This is a genomic window from Aggregatibacter sp. HK296 (assembly GCF_980469475.1).
Genome location: NZ_OZ413142.1, coordinates 1,729,930 through 1,746,019, shown reverse-complemented (window position 1 = coordinate 1,746,019; position 16,090 = coordinate 1,729,930). Strand labels below are relative to the sequence as shown.

At 43.3% G+C, this 16,090-nt stretch carries 19 protein-coding genes; 18 read left to right on the top strand and 1 reads right to left on the bottom strand.

What is annotated here, in order from left to right; all coding sequences use genetic code 11:
- Positions 1–17 precede the first annotated feature (17 nt).
- Positions 18–1,061 (top strand): glycosyltransferase family 9 protein, encoded by a 1,044-nt coding sequence (locus AC30SH_RS08250; RefSeq protein WP_314311034.1) that lies wholly within the window; start codon positions 18–20, stop codon positions 1,059–1,061.
- Between the two features lie 87 nt (positions 1,062–1,148).
- Here AC30SH_RS08250 and AC30SH_RS08245 read toward each other — a convergent pair whose 3' ends face one another.
- The gene (locus AC30SH_RS08245) at positions 1,149–1,490 is read right to left on the bottom strand and encodes a carboxymuconolactone decarboxylase family protein (RefSeq protein ID WP_032997740.1); all 342 of its coding nucleotides are present in this window, start codon (positions 1,488–1,490) and stop codon (positions 1,149–1,151) included.
- 113 nt (positions 1,491–1,603) lie between these two features.
- Between AC30SH_RS08245 and AC30SH_RS08240 the strand changes: the two genes are divergently transcribed.
- The 17 genes from AC30SH_RS08240 (at position 1,604) to AC30SH_RS08160 (ending at position 16,087) form a co-directional block, all read left to right on the top strand.
- On the top strand, positions 1,604–2,521 hold the full coding sequence (locus tag AC30SH_RS08240; RefSeq protein WP_314885936.1) for a cupin domain-containing protein: 918 nt from the start codon (positions 1,604–1,606) through the stop codon (positions 2,519–2,521).
- A gap of 89 nt (positions 2,522–2,610) precedes the next feature.
- Positions 2,611–4,455, top strand: coding sequence for an ABC transporter ATP-binding protein (locus AC30SH_RS08235; RefSeq protein ID WP_314885935.1), 1,845 nt, complete (start codon positions 2,611–2,613; stop codon positions 4,453–4,455).
- A gap of 146 nt (positions 4,456–4,601) precedes the next feature.
- Positions 4,602–5,426 carry a diaminopimelate epimerase gene (gene dapF, locus AC30SH_RS08230; RefSeq protein ID WP_295974505.1) on the top strand — a complete coding sequence of 275 codons (825 nt, stop codon included), beginning with the start codon at positions 4,602–4,604 and terminating at the stop codon, positions 5,424–5,426.
- A 16-nt stretch (positions 5,427–5,442) separates the two neighbouring features.
- Positions 5,443–6,333 (top strand): tyrosine recombinase XerC, encoded by an 891-nt coding sequence (xerC, locus tag AC30SH_RS08225; RefSeq protein WP_111295521.1) that lies wholly within the window; start codon positions 5,443–5,445, stop codon positions 6,331–6,333.
- Between the two features lie 10 nt (positions 6,334–6,343).
- Positions 6,344–7,057 (top strand): 5-amino-6-(5-phospho-D-ribitylamino)uracil phosphatase YigB, encoded by a 714-nt coding sequence (yigB, locus tag AC30SH_RS08220; protein WP_315028142.1) that lies wholly within the window; start codon positions 6,344–6,346, stop codon positions 7,055–7,057.
- 361 nt (positions 7,058–7,418) lie between these two features.
- The gene (locus AC30SH_RS08215) at positions 7,419–7,835 is read left to right on the top strand and encodes a hypothetical protein (protein WP_048750146.1); all 417 of its coding nucleotides are present in this window, start codon (positions 7,419–7,421) and stop codon (positions 7,833–7,835) included.
- A 6-nt stretch (positions 7,836–7,841) separates the two neighbouring features.
- On the top strand, positions 7,842–8,585 hold the full coding sequence (locus tag AC30SH_RS08210) for a beta-ketoacyl synthase chain length factor (RefSeq protein ID WP_489582355.1): 744 nt from the start codon (positions 7,842–7,844) through the stop codon (positions 8,583–8,585).
- On the top strand, positions 8,570–9,358 hold the full coding sequence (locus AC30SH_RS08205) for a lysophospholipid acyltransferase family protein (RefSeq protein ID WP_315028146.1): 789 nt from the start codon (positions 8,570–8,572) through the stop codon (positions 9,356–9,358). The genes AC30SH_RS08210 and AC30SH_RS08205 overlap by 16 nt, the downstream gene beginning before the upstream one ends.
- A complete protein-coding gene (locus AC30SH_RS08200; RefSeq protein ID WP_005715810.1) occupies positions 9,336–9,599 on the top strand; it encodes a phosphopantetheine-binding protein in 264 nt (87 codons plus the stop codon). The genes AC30SH_RS08205 and AC30SH_RS08200 overlap by 23 nt, the downstream gene beginning before the upstream one ends.
- Position 9,600: 1 nt before the next feature.
- Entirely contained in the window at positions 9,601–9,852 is a 252-nt protein-coding gene (locus AC30SH_RS08195; RefSeq protein WP_005715813.1) for an acyl carrier protein, read from the top strand.
- Entirely contained in the window at positions 9,849–11,516 is a 1,668-nt protein-coding gene (locus AC30SH_RS08190) for an ApeI family dehydratase (RefSeq protein ID WP_390882814.1), read from the top strand. The genes AC30SH_RS08195 and AC30SH_RS08190 overlap by 4 nt, the downstream gene beginning before the upstream one ends.
- Positions 11,517–11,564: 48 nt before the next feature.
- The gene (locus tag AC30SH_RS08185; protein WP_314311012.1) at positions 11,565–12,110 is read left to right on the top strand and encodes a COG4648 family protein; all 546 of its coding nucleotides are present in this window, start codon (positions 11,565–11,567) and stop codon (positions 12,108–12,110) included.
- Complete coding sequence (locus AC30SH_RS08180; protein ID WP_315028149.1) at positions 12,103–13,413, top strand: AMP-binding protein; 1,311 nt, start codon at positions 12,103–12,105, stop codon at positions 13,411–13,413. The genes AC30SH_RS08185 and AC30SH_RS08180 overlap by 8 nt, the downstream gene beginning before the upstream one ends.
- Positions 13,410–14,132, top strand: a complete 723-nt coding sequence (locus AC30SH_RS08175; RefSeq protein ID WP_314311009.1) for a glycosyltransferase family 2 protein — start codon at positions 13,410–13,412, stop codon at positions 14,130–14,132. The genes AC30SH_RS08180 and AC30SH_RS08175 overlap by 4 nt, the downstream gene beginning before the upstream one ends.
- Positions 14,129–15,049 (top strand): lysophospholipid acyltransferase family protein, encoded by a 921-nt coding sequence (locus AC30SH_RS08170; protein WP_314311007.1) that lies wholly within the window; start codon positions 14,129–14,131, stop codon positions 15,047–15,049. The genes AC30SH_RS08175 and AC30SH_RS08170 overlap by 4 nt, the downstream gene beginning before the upstream one ends.
- The gene (locus AC30SH_RS08165) at positions 15,042–15,503 is read left to right on the top strand and encodes an acyl-CoA thioesterase (protein WP_314311006.1); all 462 of its coding nucleotides are present in this window, start codon (positions 15,042–15,044) and stop codon (positions 15,501–15,503) included. The genes AC30SH_RS08170 and AC30SH_RS08165 overlap by 8 nt, the downstream gene beginning before the upstream one ends.
- Entirely contained in the window at positions 15,503–16,087 is a 585-nt protein-coding gene (locus AC30SH_RS08160) for an outer membrane lipoprotein carrier protein LolA (RefSeq protein ID WP_314311003.1), read from the top strand. Before AC30SH_RS08165 ends, AC30SH_RS08160 begins: the two co-directional genes overlap by 1 nt.
- Positions 16,088–16,090: the final 3 nt, after the last annotated feature.

The following is a 16,090-nucleotide window of genomic DNA, read 5'->3' as shown; positions in this document are numbered from 1 at the left end:
CGAGATAACAAATCCCCATGGCACTTTTCTCCCAAGCACCTCAATCTCTCTGCATTCTACGTTTATCCGCTATCGGTGACGTTTGTCATGCGTTAGCGGCAGTGCAACATATTCAACGTTATTGGCCGAACACCCAAATTACATGGATTATTGGCAAAACTGAAGCGCAGTTATTTCGCCATGTGTCGGGCATTGAATTTCTTGTGTACGATAAAAAGAGCGGTTGGCGTGGTGTGTGGGATTTATGGCGGCAATTGAAACATCGTCGATTTGATGCACTTTTGAATATGCAAACAGCCTTTCGAGCCTCCATTTTATCTCTCGGAATCCATGCAAAATACCGTATTGGTTTCGGCAAGCAACGGGCACGAGAAGGGCAGTGGTTGTTTACGAATCAACGAATTCATGATCCTGCTAAGCCGCATGTATTAGACGGGTTTATGGCATTTGCCGACTATCTTGGTGTTCCCTCGTCTCAACCTCAGTGGGATTTACCGGTGACGGAAGCGGATTTAATAGCCGTGCGAGAATATCTTGATCCGCATCGCAAAAATCTGCTGATTTCACCTTGTTCCAGCAAAAAAGAAAAAGACTGGCTGGTGGAACGTTATGCTGCAGTGGCAAATTGGGCACATCAACATGATATCAATGTGATTTTATGCAGCTCACCCGCGCCACGTGAATTAGCAATGATTGAGGAAATAAAAACCTTATGCAATTTTGCTCCAGTAGAGGTGGCCGGTAAGTTAGAGTTAACCCAACTTACCGCATTAATTCGTGAAGTAGATTTAGTGATTTCACCGGATTCCGGTCCAGCGCATATTGCCACGACACAAGGGACGCCTGTTATTGGGCTATACGCCTACCATAATCCGCTCCGCACGGGACCTTACTGCAATTTAGACAATGTGGTTTCTGTGTATGAACAAAATGTACAAAAAGAATACGGCAAACCTTCAGCGCAATTACCTTGGGCAACCAAGTTAAAAGGGCAAAATTTAATGGCGCAAATTGAAGTGAAAGAGGTGGTTAAACAAATGGAAGCCCTTCTCTTGCCGTAAAAGTGCGGTGGTTTTTCATCTTGTTTTTTATAAAAAAATCGGCACCTATAAAAGGTGCCGATGATATAAAGTTCCTAATAAATAAAGTTAGTCTTTTTGTGTATTATAAGCTTCTAATGCGCGTAAAGAATAGGTGTAGGCGGCACCGGCATTGAGTGCGATTGACATCGCTAAGGCTGCGGCTACTTCTTCTTCGGTTGCACCGGCTTTTACCGCTTCCGCGGCGTGTACGCCGATACAGCTTTCACAGCGCGTGGTGACGGCCACTGCAAGGGCAATTAATTCGCGGGTTTTAGCATCCAACACGTCGCCTTCTGCCGCTGCTGCGCTTAGTGCGCCGTAGGCTTGTAACATTTTAGGGTGTTTTTTACCTAATTCGCCGAATGATTTTTTTACATGGGCAACATCATTTTTCCAATCTGCAAACATCTTGTTCTCCTTAAATATGTTTAAAATGTGTTCTGAATTTCGGAACAAATTATAGGCGAATTCTTGTATCATACTTGCCAATTCGTCTTAACTTTTATACTTAAAATCTCATTATGGATTGTTTAGATAAACTTATTCAGTTAGCGCAGGTCAGCGGAGAAGTGAACGTCCGTTGTTTATTTCAGGGTGATTGGCAGGTGCAGCAGGACATTGGTGAAAATCAATATGTCGGCATTTTTCATTTGATTGAACAAGGGAATTGTTGGTTGAGTTTGGAAAATCAACAGATTCATTTGCAAGCGGGCGATGTCTTTTTTCTTCCACAAAATCGACCGCACTTGATTACCAGCCACTCACCACAGGCGGCAATTCAAGCATCGTCAATTCTGGCAACACCGCAAGAAAACCAGACAGATTTATTTAAGGTTTATCATATTGGGCGGAATTCACCGGATTTGAAAATGTTTTGCGGCATGTTGTATTACAGTCGTCCGTCGTTGTTAATAGAGGCGTTGCCGACATACTTGCATTTGTCTTTGCATGATACACCGTTGTTAGCATTGATTCAGGTGCTACAACAGGAGGCGGACAAAACGCAAAGTGGGGCGAAATCTTTGATTGATTCACTGGTCACGGTGCTGTTTATTTATATTTTGCGCCACGGATTGCAATCAACTCAGTTAAATCAAGGGGTGTTGGCGGGGTTGCAAGATAAACGCTTGAGTCATGTGCTGGCACAGTTATTAAGTGCACCGCAACAAGCATGGAATATGGATTCTTTGGCCGAGTTGGCGGCAATGTCGCGGGCGAATTTTATGCGGGTATTTCAGCAAAAAATCGGTATGGCACCGGGTAAATTTTTAACTCAGCTTCGTCTTCAACAAGCGGCGTTATTATTAAACCAAAGCCAGAAAAGTGTATTGGCGGTGGCGTTGGACGTGGGCTATCAATCGGAAGCGCATTTTAGCAAGGCTTTTAAAAGCGCCTACGGTATGAGTCCAAGCCAATACCGTAAACGTGTCTCCCTTTAGTATGGGTTGAAGACAATTTAGGCTATAAGATGCCACAGTTTGTGGGCAACATCGAATAAGGTTGCCCTTTGTTTTTAAGGAAAGATGATATGTTAAATAAAATTTTTAGTTGGTTTGAGAATCGCTTGAACCCCTATCCCGACCAATCGCCGAAAACTCCGGAAAACGGTTTGTTCCGCTTTATTTGGTCGAGTATCGACGGCATGAAAGGCTGGATTTTACTGTTAGCGGTACTGACGATTGGCAACGGCGTGATGGAAGCCATGTTGTTCCAATTTATGGGCTTGTTGGTGGATTGGTTGGGGGCTTATACACCGGCAACCTTATGGCAGGAAAAAGGCCATTTACTCATGGGGATGGGCGGCTTGTTAGTCTTCAGCATTCTTTGGTTGTTTTTAGCCTCCTCCGTGCGTCTGCAAACCTTACAAGGCGTGTTCCCAATGCGCCTGCGTTGGAATTTCCATCGTCTGATGTTGGGACAAAGTTTAAGTTTTTACCAAGACGAATTTGCCGGACGCGTTTCCGCGAAAGTGATGCAAACCGCTCTTGCGGTGCGCGATACGGTGCTCACTATCGCCGATATGTTGGTTTATGTAGTGGTGTATTTTGTGACCTCAGGCTTAGTGTTGGCATCATTGGATAGTTGGTTCCTCGTGCCGTTCTTTGTTTGGATTGTGCTGTTTATCACCATTTTGCGTTTGTTAATTCCCCGTCTTTCCAAAACGGCTCAGCGTCAGGCAGATGCCCGTTCATTAATGACGGGGCGAATCACTGACGCCTATTCCAATATTGCTACCGTAAAATTGTTTTCTCATGGTGCTCGTGAAGCGGGTTACGCTAAGCGTTCCATGGAAGAATTTATGGTCACGGTACACGCCCAAATGCGTTTGGCAACCTCGCTAGACAGCTTAACCTACATCAATAATGTCGTGCTGATTTTAAGTACGGCGATCATTGGTGTATTGCTATGGCAACAAAGTTTAGTCGGTGTTGGTGCGATTGCTACATCTACGGCAATGGCATTGCGCGTTCACGGTTTGTCCCGTTGGATTATGTGGGAATCGGCACGCTTGTTTGAAAATATCGGTACGGTAAATGATGGTATGAATACGCTGACCAAGCCACAGACCATTTTGGATAAACCAAATTGCCCACCGTTAAATGTCACGCGTGGAGAGATTAAATTTAACGACCTAAGTTTTGCCTATGATCCGGCAAAACCTTTGTTGAGCCATTTCAATTTGACCATTAAACCAGGTGAAAAAGTGGGATTGATTGGGCGTTCCGGCGCGGGTAAATCTACCATTGTGAATTTGCTTTTACGCTTTTATGAAGCGCAGCAAGGCACTATCACCATTGACGGGCAAAATATCATGGACGTGCAACAGGAAAGTCTGCGCAGTCAAATCGGCTTGGTGACGCAAGATACGTCGTTATTGCACCGTTCCGTGCGTGATAACATCGTGTACGGCAGACCAAGTGCCACCGAGCAGGAAATGTTTGATGCGGCGGAGCGTGCCGAAGCGGCGGATTTTATTCCATTTTTAAGCGATGCGCAGGGACGCAAGGGATATGATGCGCACGTTGGCGAACGTGGCGTGAAACTCTCAGGCGGACAACGCCAGCGTATCGCCATCGCCCGCGTGATGTTAAAAGATGCGCCGATTTTGTTATTGGACGAAGCCACCAGTGCGTTGGATTCTGAAGTGGAAGCGGCGATTCAGGAAAGTTTGGATAAAATGATGGAAAACAAAACCGTTATTGCTATCGCTCATCGTTTATCCACGATTGCCGCGATGGATCGTCTGATTGTGTTGGATCACGGACAAATCGTAGAACAAGGCACACATGCCGAATTACTCGCACAAAACGGTCTCTATGCCAAATTATGGCAGCACCAAAGTGGTGGCTTCTTGAGTGGGCACACAGATTAAAAATACCTTCTAAAACGACCGCACTTTTGCTTGGCAAAGTGCGGTTTCTTTTTGCGGTGTTTTTTCAGCATAGAAGCAATAGATTTACTCAACGGATAGGGCTGATTATAATGCTTGGCATGATTTAAACGATTTTAAGGATATACATGCAATTTTCTAAAATGCACGGACTCGGCAATGATTTTATGGTGGTGGATGCGGTTACGCAGAACGTTTATTTTCCTGCCGACACCATTAAACGTTTAGCCGATCGTCATCGTGGCATTGGTTTTGATCAGCTGTTGGTGGTGGAACCGCCTTATGATCCCGAATTGGATTTTCATTATCGTATTTTTAATGCGGATGGCAGTGAAGTGGCGCAATGTGGTAATGGTGCTCGATGTTTTGCCCGCTTTGTGACGCTCAAAGGCCTAACCAACAAAAAGGATATCGCCGTCAGCACGCAAAACGGCAAAATGGTGTTAACCGTTAAAGAAGACGACAATGTGCGTGTGAACATGGGCGAACCCATTTGGGAGCCGAATAAAATTCCGTTTACCGCCAATAAATTCGAGAAAAATTATATTCTGCGCACGGAAATTCAAACGGTACTCTGTGGCGCGGTATCCATGGGCAATCCACATTGTGTGGTGCAGGTGGACGATATTCACACCGCCAACGTGGCGCAGCTCGGACCATTACTTGAAAACCATGAGCGTTTTCCGGAACGGGTGAATGCTGGTTTTATGCAGGTGGTGAACCGCAAACATATTAAATTACGCGTACATGAGCGTGGCGCGGGCGAAACCCAAGCCTGCGGTAGCGGTGCTTGTGCGGCAGTCGCTGTGGGGATTATACAAGGCGTATTGGATAATGAAGTGCAGGTGGATTTGCCTGGCGGCAGTTTGCTGATTGAATGGCAAGGCGAAGGGCATCCGCTGTATATGACCGGTAGCGCCACCCACGTCTATGACGGTGTGATTTATCTCTAATTTTCGATCATCTGCGATGCAAAACGAACTGCAAAAATACCTGACTTACTTGCGCATTGAACGTCAAGTGAGTCCTCATACGCTGACCAACTATCAACATCAGTTGGTGCGCGTTATCGCCATTTTGCAGGACGCCGGAATTCAACAATGGCAACAAGTCACACCAAGTGTTGTGCGCTATGTGTTGGCACAAAGCAGTAAACAGGATGGCCTAAAAGAAAAAAGCTTAGCATTACGCCTTTCTGCGTTGCGCCGCTTTTTGAGTTATTTGGTGTATCAAGGGCAGCTTAAAGTGAATCCGGCTGTGGGGGTTTCCGCGCCTAAGCAACCCAAACACTTACCCAAAAATATCGATAGGGATCAAATTCAGCTATTACTTGCCAACGACAGCAAAGAGCCCATTGATATCCGCGATCGCGCCATGATTGAATTGTTTTACAGCTCAGGTTTGCGTTTGTCGGAATTGCAAGGATTGAACTTAAACAGCATTAATCTTCGCGTGCGTGAAGTCCGGGTGATTGGTAAAGGGAACAAAGAGCGCATTGTGCCACTGGGGCGTTATGCTTCCCATGCGATTCAACAATGGCTCAAAGTGCGGTTGTTATTTAACCCCAAAGATGATGCGTTGTTTGTCAGTCAGTTGGGGAATCGCATGTCCACGCGCACGATTCAAATGCGCTTGGAACGCTGGGGCATTCGACAAGGGTTGAATAGCCATTTGAATCCGCATAAACTCCGCCACTCTTTTGCCACCCATATGTTGGAAGCCAGTTCGGATTTACGCGCGGTACAAGAATTGCTCGGACACAGTCATTTATCAACAACGCAAATTTATACACACTTAAATTTTCAACATTTAGCAGACGTGTATGATGCGGCGCATCCGCGAGCCAAACGGAAAAAATAAGAGAAACGTCATGAAATTTTACCGCACTTTACAGCCTTTTCAGGTGATCAGTTTTGATTTGGATGACACCTTATACGATAACTCACAGGTGATGATTAAAGCGGAAAGTGAATTTTTGACATTTTTACGCCAATATGACGGCGTTCAAGACGTGACACATGCTGAATGGGTGTTTTGGAAAGAAACGGTTGGGCGAGAAAATCCTCTCCTACAAGAAAATGTTACCGCATGGCGAACGCAAAGTTTACAGGCGCTATTAGCAAAACGACAAAAAAGTGCGGTGGATATTTCCGCTATTTCTGAAAAAGCTATGTCGTATTTTTTACACTGGCGCCATCAAATCGACGTGCCACCACAAAGTTTTGAGGTTCTAAAACAACTCAAACAACACTATAAACTTGTGGCGATAACTAACGGCAATGTAGAACCGGCACGTATTGGCTTTCACCACTTTGGTTTAATATTACGCGGCGGTGAGCATGGCAGAGCTAAACCTCATGAGGATTTATTCCAGCAGACCGCGCGTCATTTTAATATTTTGCCACACCAACTTTTGCACGTAGGTGACAATTTACAAACAGACGTGCAAGGCGCCATCCAAGCCGGCTGCCAAGCAGTTTGGTTAAACTTAACCCCAAAGCATATTCACCAATTCAGCGATGCTCGTCTGTTACCAACGGTAGAAATGTCAGATTTATCGGCGCTGTTGTCGTTGTGTTGTTAAAAGTGCGGTCCTTTTTTACCGTGTTTTGATAAAGAAAAAGGCATAGTCAACCTATGCCTTTTTTATTTTATGAATGAATATTTCCGATTATTTTACAATATCGCCTTTTAGTGCAACACCGGCGATGAAGATGCTGGCTAAGACAACGCTTAATTTCATAGTAAGTTTCATAAACCTCTCCTTGGGTAGTGAATAAATTGAGATCGTGAATACAATCAGATTGAGTATAGCATTTTTATTTTAGTTACGAATTAACATATTGTCTTTCTTATTGGGTTGCGATTGCTTTAATTAGGTCGGGTAGGTAAAATTGACAAAATTTGCATTTTGATATTTTAAATTTAATTAAATGGATCATTTCATGAAAAAATTATTGTTATCTATGAGTTTAGCCGCATTTGCTTTGACTGCTTGTTCTTCCGGTGTTGTTGATTTAAAACCTGTTAGTGCGACTCAGAACATTAAGCATATTTGTTTAAAAGGCAGTATTAAAGCTGCGCCGGATAATTTTATTGATGCATTAACGCGTAGCTTAAAAAATAAAAATATTTCAGCTGAATTAATGAGAAATAAAGCGGATTGTGATTACGTCTTATTTTTTAACGTAAGAGGAAATAATCATATTATTGGCCGTGCTAAATTTGAGTTGAAAGAGATGGGAACAAAACAATCTTTGGGATCATTATCGTATAAACGTCGCGGTGATGAGAAAGAACGTGTTGATCAGGTTGGTTTACAAGGTCAAACGGATTTAATGATTAACCAACTGTTTCAATAAGCCATAATGACTAAGACAATTTGTCAGTTTTCTTGCAATATTTCAGCGTGGAAAATCGTTTGTAATAAGACTTTGTCCGACAGTGATTGGGCTCTGGGATATACGCATTGGCAAAAAAACAGCGAAAGTTTTCCTGATTTTGTTCCTAAACTTGAGTTTTTAGCGCCATTAAAACGTCGCCGTTTAAGCGATTCCGCCCGTTTAATTTTTGAGGCGGCTTGGAATCTGGTTGAGGAGAAAACCAATTTACCGGTGGTTTATGCGTCAGCAAATAGTGAAATTAATCGCAACTTTAGTTTATGGCATGCTTTATTAACGGAAGGGGATGTATACCCAACCTCCTTCAGTTTATCAGTACACAATGCATTAATCGGGCAATGGTCTGAATTGCGTCAAGTGAAAGCAGAAACCACAGCGCTGGTTGCTAACAAAGACAATTTGGAGATTGCATTATTGGAAGCCTATCTCCTGTTACGGGAAGGTGAAAAGCAGGTTCTTGTGGTTGTCGCAGAATCACCTCTTGCCCTGGAATACAACGCTCATCCGGTTATGCGTCAGCCTTTTAGCTATGCGTTGGCATTGGTGGTGGAAGCTGGGGAGCAATACCAATTAAGTCTTTCTAATAGCGCTTTTGAAATGGAACCTGTTTTGGATTCGGCCTTAGAATGGGTTAAAAATCAGCATTTAAACTGCACACAATGGCAAACGCCAAATAGTACGGGAGGCGTTTGGACATGGCAGAAAAACTAGATTGGCTTCGACGATTTATCGGGACAGCAATTGGTTTTTTCTTTTGGGGGACGGCAGGCGTGTTACTTCAGTTGGTTTTGTATCCCTACATGCTTACTCGCAAAACTGACTCGCTACAAAATCAATTAAAGACGCGCCGTTTTGTTGGTCGGATTTGGTATTACTTTATTCGTTATTTATCTTTTGTTGGTGTATTACAAGTCACTTATAAAGGATTTGAAAAGCTTGGTCGTCCTGGACAATTAATACTGCCAAATCACCCTTCTCTATTGGATGTAGTATTAATTTTAGGTAAAGTGCCAACGCTTAACTGTATTGTTAAAAAAGATTTATTAAATAACCCTACCATGCGAAATCAGATATTGGCTTGTGGTTTTTTACCCAATACAGAGTCTGTCGAATTATTAGAACAAAGCGACGAAGTACTCAAAGAACAAGCCTTGTTGCTTTTTGCAGAAGGAACGCGAACCGGTTGGGATGGGGTGGTTAAACTTAACCGAGGTGCAGTATCTATCGGTTTACGTAGCGCTAAAGTGATTACTCCGGTTATCATTCGAATGCTTCCGTTAAATTTGAAAAAAGGTCAACCGTGGTATCAAATTCCGAAAAGACTCATTCAATATGAGCTTATTGTTGGGGAAGATATCGATCCTCAAGACTGGCTACAAACCCAATCTTTACCAATGGCTTCCCGTCGATTGACTAAATATTTAGAAGATTATTTTAATTTACACACAAAGGACAACAAAAATGGAACTGGAACAGCAAATTAAACAATTAATTATTGATAGTTTGGCATTAGAAGATATCAGTGTTGAAGATATTGAAAATGACACCGCACTTTTTGGTGATGATGGTTTAGGGTTGGACTCTGTTGATGCGCTTGAACTGGGCTTGGCAGTGCAAAAAACATTTCATTTGCAACTGGATAGTGAACAAACCCAAGTACGTAATCACTTTGAAAGTGTAGCGACCTTGGCAAGTTTTATTCGTAGTCAAAAAGGTGAGGCGTAATATGACCGAACAAGAAATTCGAGATTTATTGACTGAGGCGCTTGAGTCTTTATTTGAAATCGAACCGGAAAGAATTAAGCCGGAAACCAATCTGTATGAAGATTTAGAAATTGATAGCATTGATGCGATTGATTTGATTGATCACATTAAACGTAAAACAGGCCACAAATTGCAAGCGGAAGATTTTCGTAATGTCCGTACCGTAGATGATGTGGTCAAAGCCGTGCTAAAAATTAGTCAGAGCGTTCAATAATGCGTAAATATGCCCCAACCGATCTCATTTCACTCGACCCTGTATGGTGCTATTCGGATTTCGAACAAAAAGCGTATCAAATATCCGCAGAATTTCAACACCGTCAGATTCAAGCTGTTGCAGTATGGTTTGAAGACGGCGCCAAATTGGCGTGTACGCTTTTAGCCGCTTGGCATGCCAAAGTGCGGGTGCTTTTCCCGCCAAATGTTACGCCGGAAAGTGTAGCATGGGTGAGCGCCCATGCGGGTTTGTGGCTAACCGATGTGGAGATTCACTCTTCCTTGGTGGTGTGTTTTGATGATTTTGGTGCACAACAGTCTTGCCAAAAACACGCTGAAAATCGACCGCTCTTTGATTATGACAACCAAACGGAAATCTGGCTGAAGACCTCCGGCAGTACCGGTGAGGCAAAAACAATCATTAAAACCGCAGAGCAAATGTGGCTTGGTGCGGAAGTCTTGGCGGAAGCCTTGCCGTTTAAAGCAAAGAATAATGTGACGGCTATTAGTACGGTCAGTATTCAACATATTTATGGTTTAACCGTACACATCATGATGTCCTTGGTCAATGGCTGGCAAATTGGACGTAAGCAACAATTTTATCCGGAATGTATGCTTGCTGAAGCACGGAATACTGAACAGACAGTGATCGTCAGTAGCCCCGCCATGCTAACCCGTATTGACTGGTTTAATATGACAATGCCGAAAAATATCGTCGGTGTGATTTCTTCCGGTGGTGCATTGCCGGAAGAAACTTCAGAACAAATGCGCCATTTATTGCAGCAGCCTGTCATTGAAATTTATGGCAGTACGGAAACCGGCCCGATTGCGATTCGTGATGATATTCATTTATGGCAAACCTTGCCGAATAGTCGTTTAGGCTGTAATGAAGATGGTGCGCTATGGATCGAGGGATGTTGGCTTTCGACACGTGAGCAAACGGCAGATGTGGTGGAGTTTCTTGATGGTGGATTCCGTTTATTAGGGCGCAGTGATCGTATCGTCAAAATCGGTGATAAACGTACTTCATTAGCCGGTATTGAAACCAAGTTAAACCAACATGCTTGGGTTGAGGATTGCTATATTGCGCAACATCCTGAACAACCTCGATTGGCTGCTTGGGTCGGCTTAAATGCACAAGGGATTGAAATTTTAAGAGAGAATGGTCGACGTCATTTGATAGATCAACTTAAAGCCTATTTGGCTGAAACACAGGATAAGACAGCGATTCCACGTTTTTGGCGTTTTACGGATAAATTGCCGCGCAATAGCCAATCTAAAATAAACAAACTGGAATTTAACCGCACTTGTATTGAGCCGCAGCGTGAACCGATTTGGTTAACCGAACAGCAAACTGAACATCATTATCAGGCAACCGGCAAAGTGCCATTAGATTTGTTGTATCTTAAAGATCATTTTGCAAATTTCCCTTTAGTACCGGGCGCAATTGAATTGCAATGGATTAGTGACAAGATTAAAGCGTTGGTGGCGCAGGATGTTGAATTTAGCCGTTTGGATAAATTGAAATTCCAAAAATTCTTACGTCCGAATGACCGTTTTTCTCTTGAATTAAACGTCGCCGAGAAACGGGATAAAGTCACTTTCCAACTGAAAGTAGAAAATGATATGTGCTGTAGCGGCGTCGCAGTGTTATCGTATCGTTAACCATGTTATCACTTGTTTGCCTCATAAATTGTGTTGCCTCTTGTGAATATGATTAAGATTATTATCAACCTTTTACTAATGTTAACCGGTATCGCTTATCCGATACTCTGGTTATTCGCCGATAATCAGCAAATGCTGTTTCATTTACCTTGGATTATGGCGTTGCTTTGGGCATGTAAAGGGGCTTTTCAACAGCAGGGACAACGTTATTTTGCCTGGTGTATGGCGTTTATTTTAGCCGTGGTGGCGCTAACCCGCTCCATTGAAACCATGTTTTGGTACCCTATCATCATTAATGTGTTAATGCTCTCGTTATTTGGCGGGAGCCTATTGCGTGGGCAAACGGTAGTGGAGCGTTTAGCGCGTCTTCAAACACCGGATTTAAATGAGCATGGTGTTCGTTATACCCGAAAAGTCACTCAACTGTGGTGTGGGGTTTTTATTGTAAATATCTTGATTACTGCGACAGCCATTGGATTGGAATATTATGATTTCTGGGCACTCTACACCGGTGTGATTTCCTATTGCATTATGGCGATTGTGATGGCCGGTGAATGGTTGGTCAGACAAAAAGTAAAAAAACATTATGAATAATCTACGGGATCCTAATGCACTAATTGCCCGCCATCCTGACTGGCAATGGCAAGATTTTTTGACAAGAGCATGCCAAATTTCAGCACAATTAAAGCAAGAACAAATTAAGTCGGTGGCTTTTTGGTTTGATGATGCGGCATTGTTCGCATGCGCTATGCTAGCGTGTTTTCATTCCGGTACGCGTATTTTACTTCCTCCTAATTTGCTTTCGGAAAATCAACAATGGATCAAAGAAAATGCGGATTTTCTGTTTGATGACACTCTGTTTAATCATTACGGTATTGCACAAAAACACCCTGAAAATCCACCGCACTTTGATTGCCACGATTCGACAGAAATTTGGTTAAAAACCTCAGGCAGTAGCGGACAGGCGAAAATATTAGTTAAAACCGCCCGGCAAATGTGGTTAGAGGCGGAAGCCATCCATCAATCTCTTCCTTTCCCGCAGGGGAACCATATTCATTTAGTCTCCAGTGTTTCTGTACAACATCATTACGGTCTCTCGTATCGTATTATGTTGCCGCTTATTATGGGGTGGACGATTGCACGTCAGCAACAGCCTTACCCTGAAGGTTTGATTGAAGAAAGTTTTGCTGCGCCGGCAAGTATTTGGATTAGCAGCCCAACGCTTTTGACCCGCTTAAACCTGGATGATGCGAAGTTACACCAATGTCCTTTGCTGGGAATGATTTCCTCCGGCGGTGTGTTACCGGCAGATATCGGCAATGCCATTCGACAACAATTGAAAGCTGATGTGATTGAGTGCTACGGTAGCACGGAAACCGGTGCAATTGCTTTCCGTGCCGATGATGGTTTGTGGCAGCCGACTACAATGACCAAGGTCGGGCTGAATAGCGAAGGGGCTTTGTGGGTCGATTCTGCCTGGTTAAATCAGCGGGAACAAACGGCAGATGGTGCAGAATTATTTGAGGACAAATTTCATTTATTAGGGCGTATCGATCGCATTGTGAAATTTGGTGATAAACGTATTTCGTTAGTAAAAATCGAACAGGATTTATTGCGACATCCTTGGGTGGCGGATTGCTATATCGCACAGCATCCGGTGCATTTTCGACCGGCGGCTTGGGTCGCGTTAAATCTCGATGGTATACAATCCTATCAGCAACTTGGACGAAGTGCCTTTGTAAGTCAGTTACGTCACTTTCTAATAAAAACTCAAGAACATTCAGGGTTGCCACGTTTTTGGCGCTTTGTGGAAACATTGCCTCGTAATAGCCAATCCAAAATTAGTAAGCCTGACTTTGAGCAAGCCTTTTTAGCAGAAAAAGAGGATGCTCTATGAACAAGGTCATTGTCATTATTCCTCACTACAACCATTCCAACACGATAGAACATGTTGTTCAGCAGGTGTTGAAACAACATCTCCCGGTGTTGATTGTCGACGATGGCTCTGCCGAAACTCACCTGCCCGTCTTAAAAACATTGCAACACGCGCCTAACGTCTTTATACATTATTGCCCGCTGAACGGGGGAAAAGGCGCTGCAATGAAAATCGGCTTCATGAAAGCGGCTGAAATGGGGTTTACACATGGTATTCAAGTAGATGCCGATGGTCAGCACCACCTTCCAGATATGGTAAAAATGTTGCTCGAAATGCAAAAAAATCCGACCGCACTTATTTGCGGTAAACCGATTTATGGCGAGGATGCACCGAAAGCGCGTTTATACGGACGTAAAATTACAGATTTTTGGAATGCTATTCATACGCTTTCGCTTGATATTAAAGATGGTATGTGTGGTTTTCGTCTCTATCCTTTAGCGCCGATTTTGGATTTGATGCAAGCGGAGTCGTTAGGAAGTCGTATGGATTTCGATATTGATATTGTGGTGAAAGCCCATTGGCATCAAATCCCTTTAATTTGGGTCGATACGCCGGTGCGTTATCAACAGGACGGCATATCCCATTTCCGTGGTTTCGCGGATAACTGGGGCATCAGTAAAATGCACAGTCGTTTATTTTTTGGCATGTTGGCTCGTGTATTAACGGGGCGAAAAGTATGAGCTCTCAGCATTGGGCGGAGCAAAATGAGCGCGGGAGTAAGCTTTCCTTAAATTTAACCCGCCTTATTGTGCAGTACTGCCCGTTGTGGGTGATTAAACTGGTCACTTTTTTTGTGGTGAGCTATTTTTTCCTGACGTCTCAAAAGGCTCGCCGCAATATTCACCGCTATCAACAACGGCTACAACAAACCTTTCCGCAGGTTCATTTGCCTCGTTATCCCGTATTTTGTCAGTTTTTAGCCTTTGGTGAGGCGATCACCGATCGTTTCGCCGTCTGGCAGAAAAAAATTCGTTATGCCGATTTAATTGACGATGACACGGATAACGTCTATCAAGCCATTCGTTCAGAAGGTCGTGGACAAATTTTGGTCTGTTCTCATTTTGGCAATATCGAGATTTGTCGTGCGTTGGTCGATAACCCAAATCATAGCAATTTTAAGCTAAACATTTTGGTGCATAACCGTCATGCACAAGCCTTTAATGAATCTCTCGAAAAGGCGGGCGCTTCCTCCTTGCCATTAATTCAAGTGGAGGATTTGGATGCGCAGAAAATGTTGGAATTACATGAACGGCTTGAACGTGGCGAGTGGATTGCAATTGCGGCCGATCGCGTGCCGGTACGTGGCGATAAAACGCAAAAAGTGGATTTTTTAGGTGCGCAGGCATCCTTTCCGCAAGGTGTTTGGCTAATGGCAAGTTTACTGAAAGCACCGATTAATACGATCTTTTGCTTAAAAAAATGGGGCGACTATCATTTAAAATTGCGTCATTTTTCCGACTCTATCGAGGGGCGTGGAAAGCAACGAGCTGACAATATTGAACAGGCAATGCAACGCTATGCGGATTTATTAGCGCGAGAATGTGCAGAAAACCCCTTGTATTGGTTCAATTTTTACGATTTTTGGGAAGATGATTAAAATGTTGAGAAAGAAAAAACACGTTTATTGTCACCATGCCTCTGAATATGAAATCCAGTTTTTTGATGTGGATTCCATGAATATTATGTGGCATGGGCATTATGTGAAATATTTGGAAATGGCACGCTGTGCATTTTTGGACGAAATTCATTACACCTACGACGTAATGAAAGAAAAAGGCTACGGTTGGCCTATCGTCCAGTTGAATTTGAAATATGTGAAACCGGCGTTGTTTCGCCAAAAAATTCGCGTGGAGCTTTCATTGGTGGAATATGAAACCTGTATTCGTATTGATTACATTATTCGTGATGTCGCAACCAATGAGAAACTCACTGCGGGTAGCACAACGCAAGTCGCGGTAGAAATTAAAAGCAGAGAGATGCAATTGCAGACACCGCCTTGTTGGCGAAGTGCGGTGGAAAATCATCCGAGTTTTCAACAGGAGAACACATAATGCGCATTTTATTGGCTATTTGTTTATTGTGGCTGAGTCTGTTGAGTTGGGCGTTTTCTGAAAATGAACTCATTACCTTGTTACAAACCCCGCAAAACGTGCAAGGTGATTTTACCCAACAGCGTTTTCTGAAATCTTTAAATAAGCCAATTACCACCCAAGGTAAATTTGTCTTATTGGCACAGAAAGGGCTTTTATGGCAAATGGAAAAACCCTTTACCAATCAGCTCCGTGTAAAAAAAGACGGCATTATGCAATGGGACGGGAAGCAATGGGTGGCAAATGGAAAAATGGGACAGGCGGAACAAATTAGCTTGTTCCTCGGTTTGTTGTCAGGGGATATTTCCGGGTTAAAAACGCAATTTGATGCGACGCTGGTTGGTGAAGCGAAAAATTGGTCTTTAACGTTAACGCCAAGTTCGTTGCTGATGAAACAGATTTTTAATCATATTGAAATTCAAGGTAATAGCGTGGTGAAAACCATTGTGTTAGATGAAAAACAAGGAGATAAAACCCGGATTCATTTTGACAATGTTCAGCAAAACCAATCATTAACGGCGTTCGCTCAGGCGGCGTTGGAATAAAAA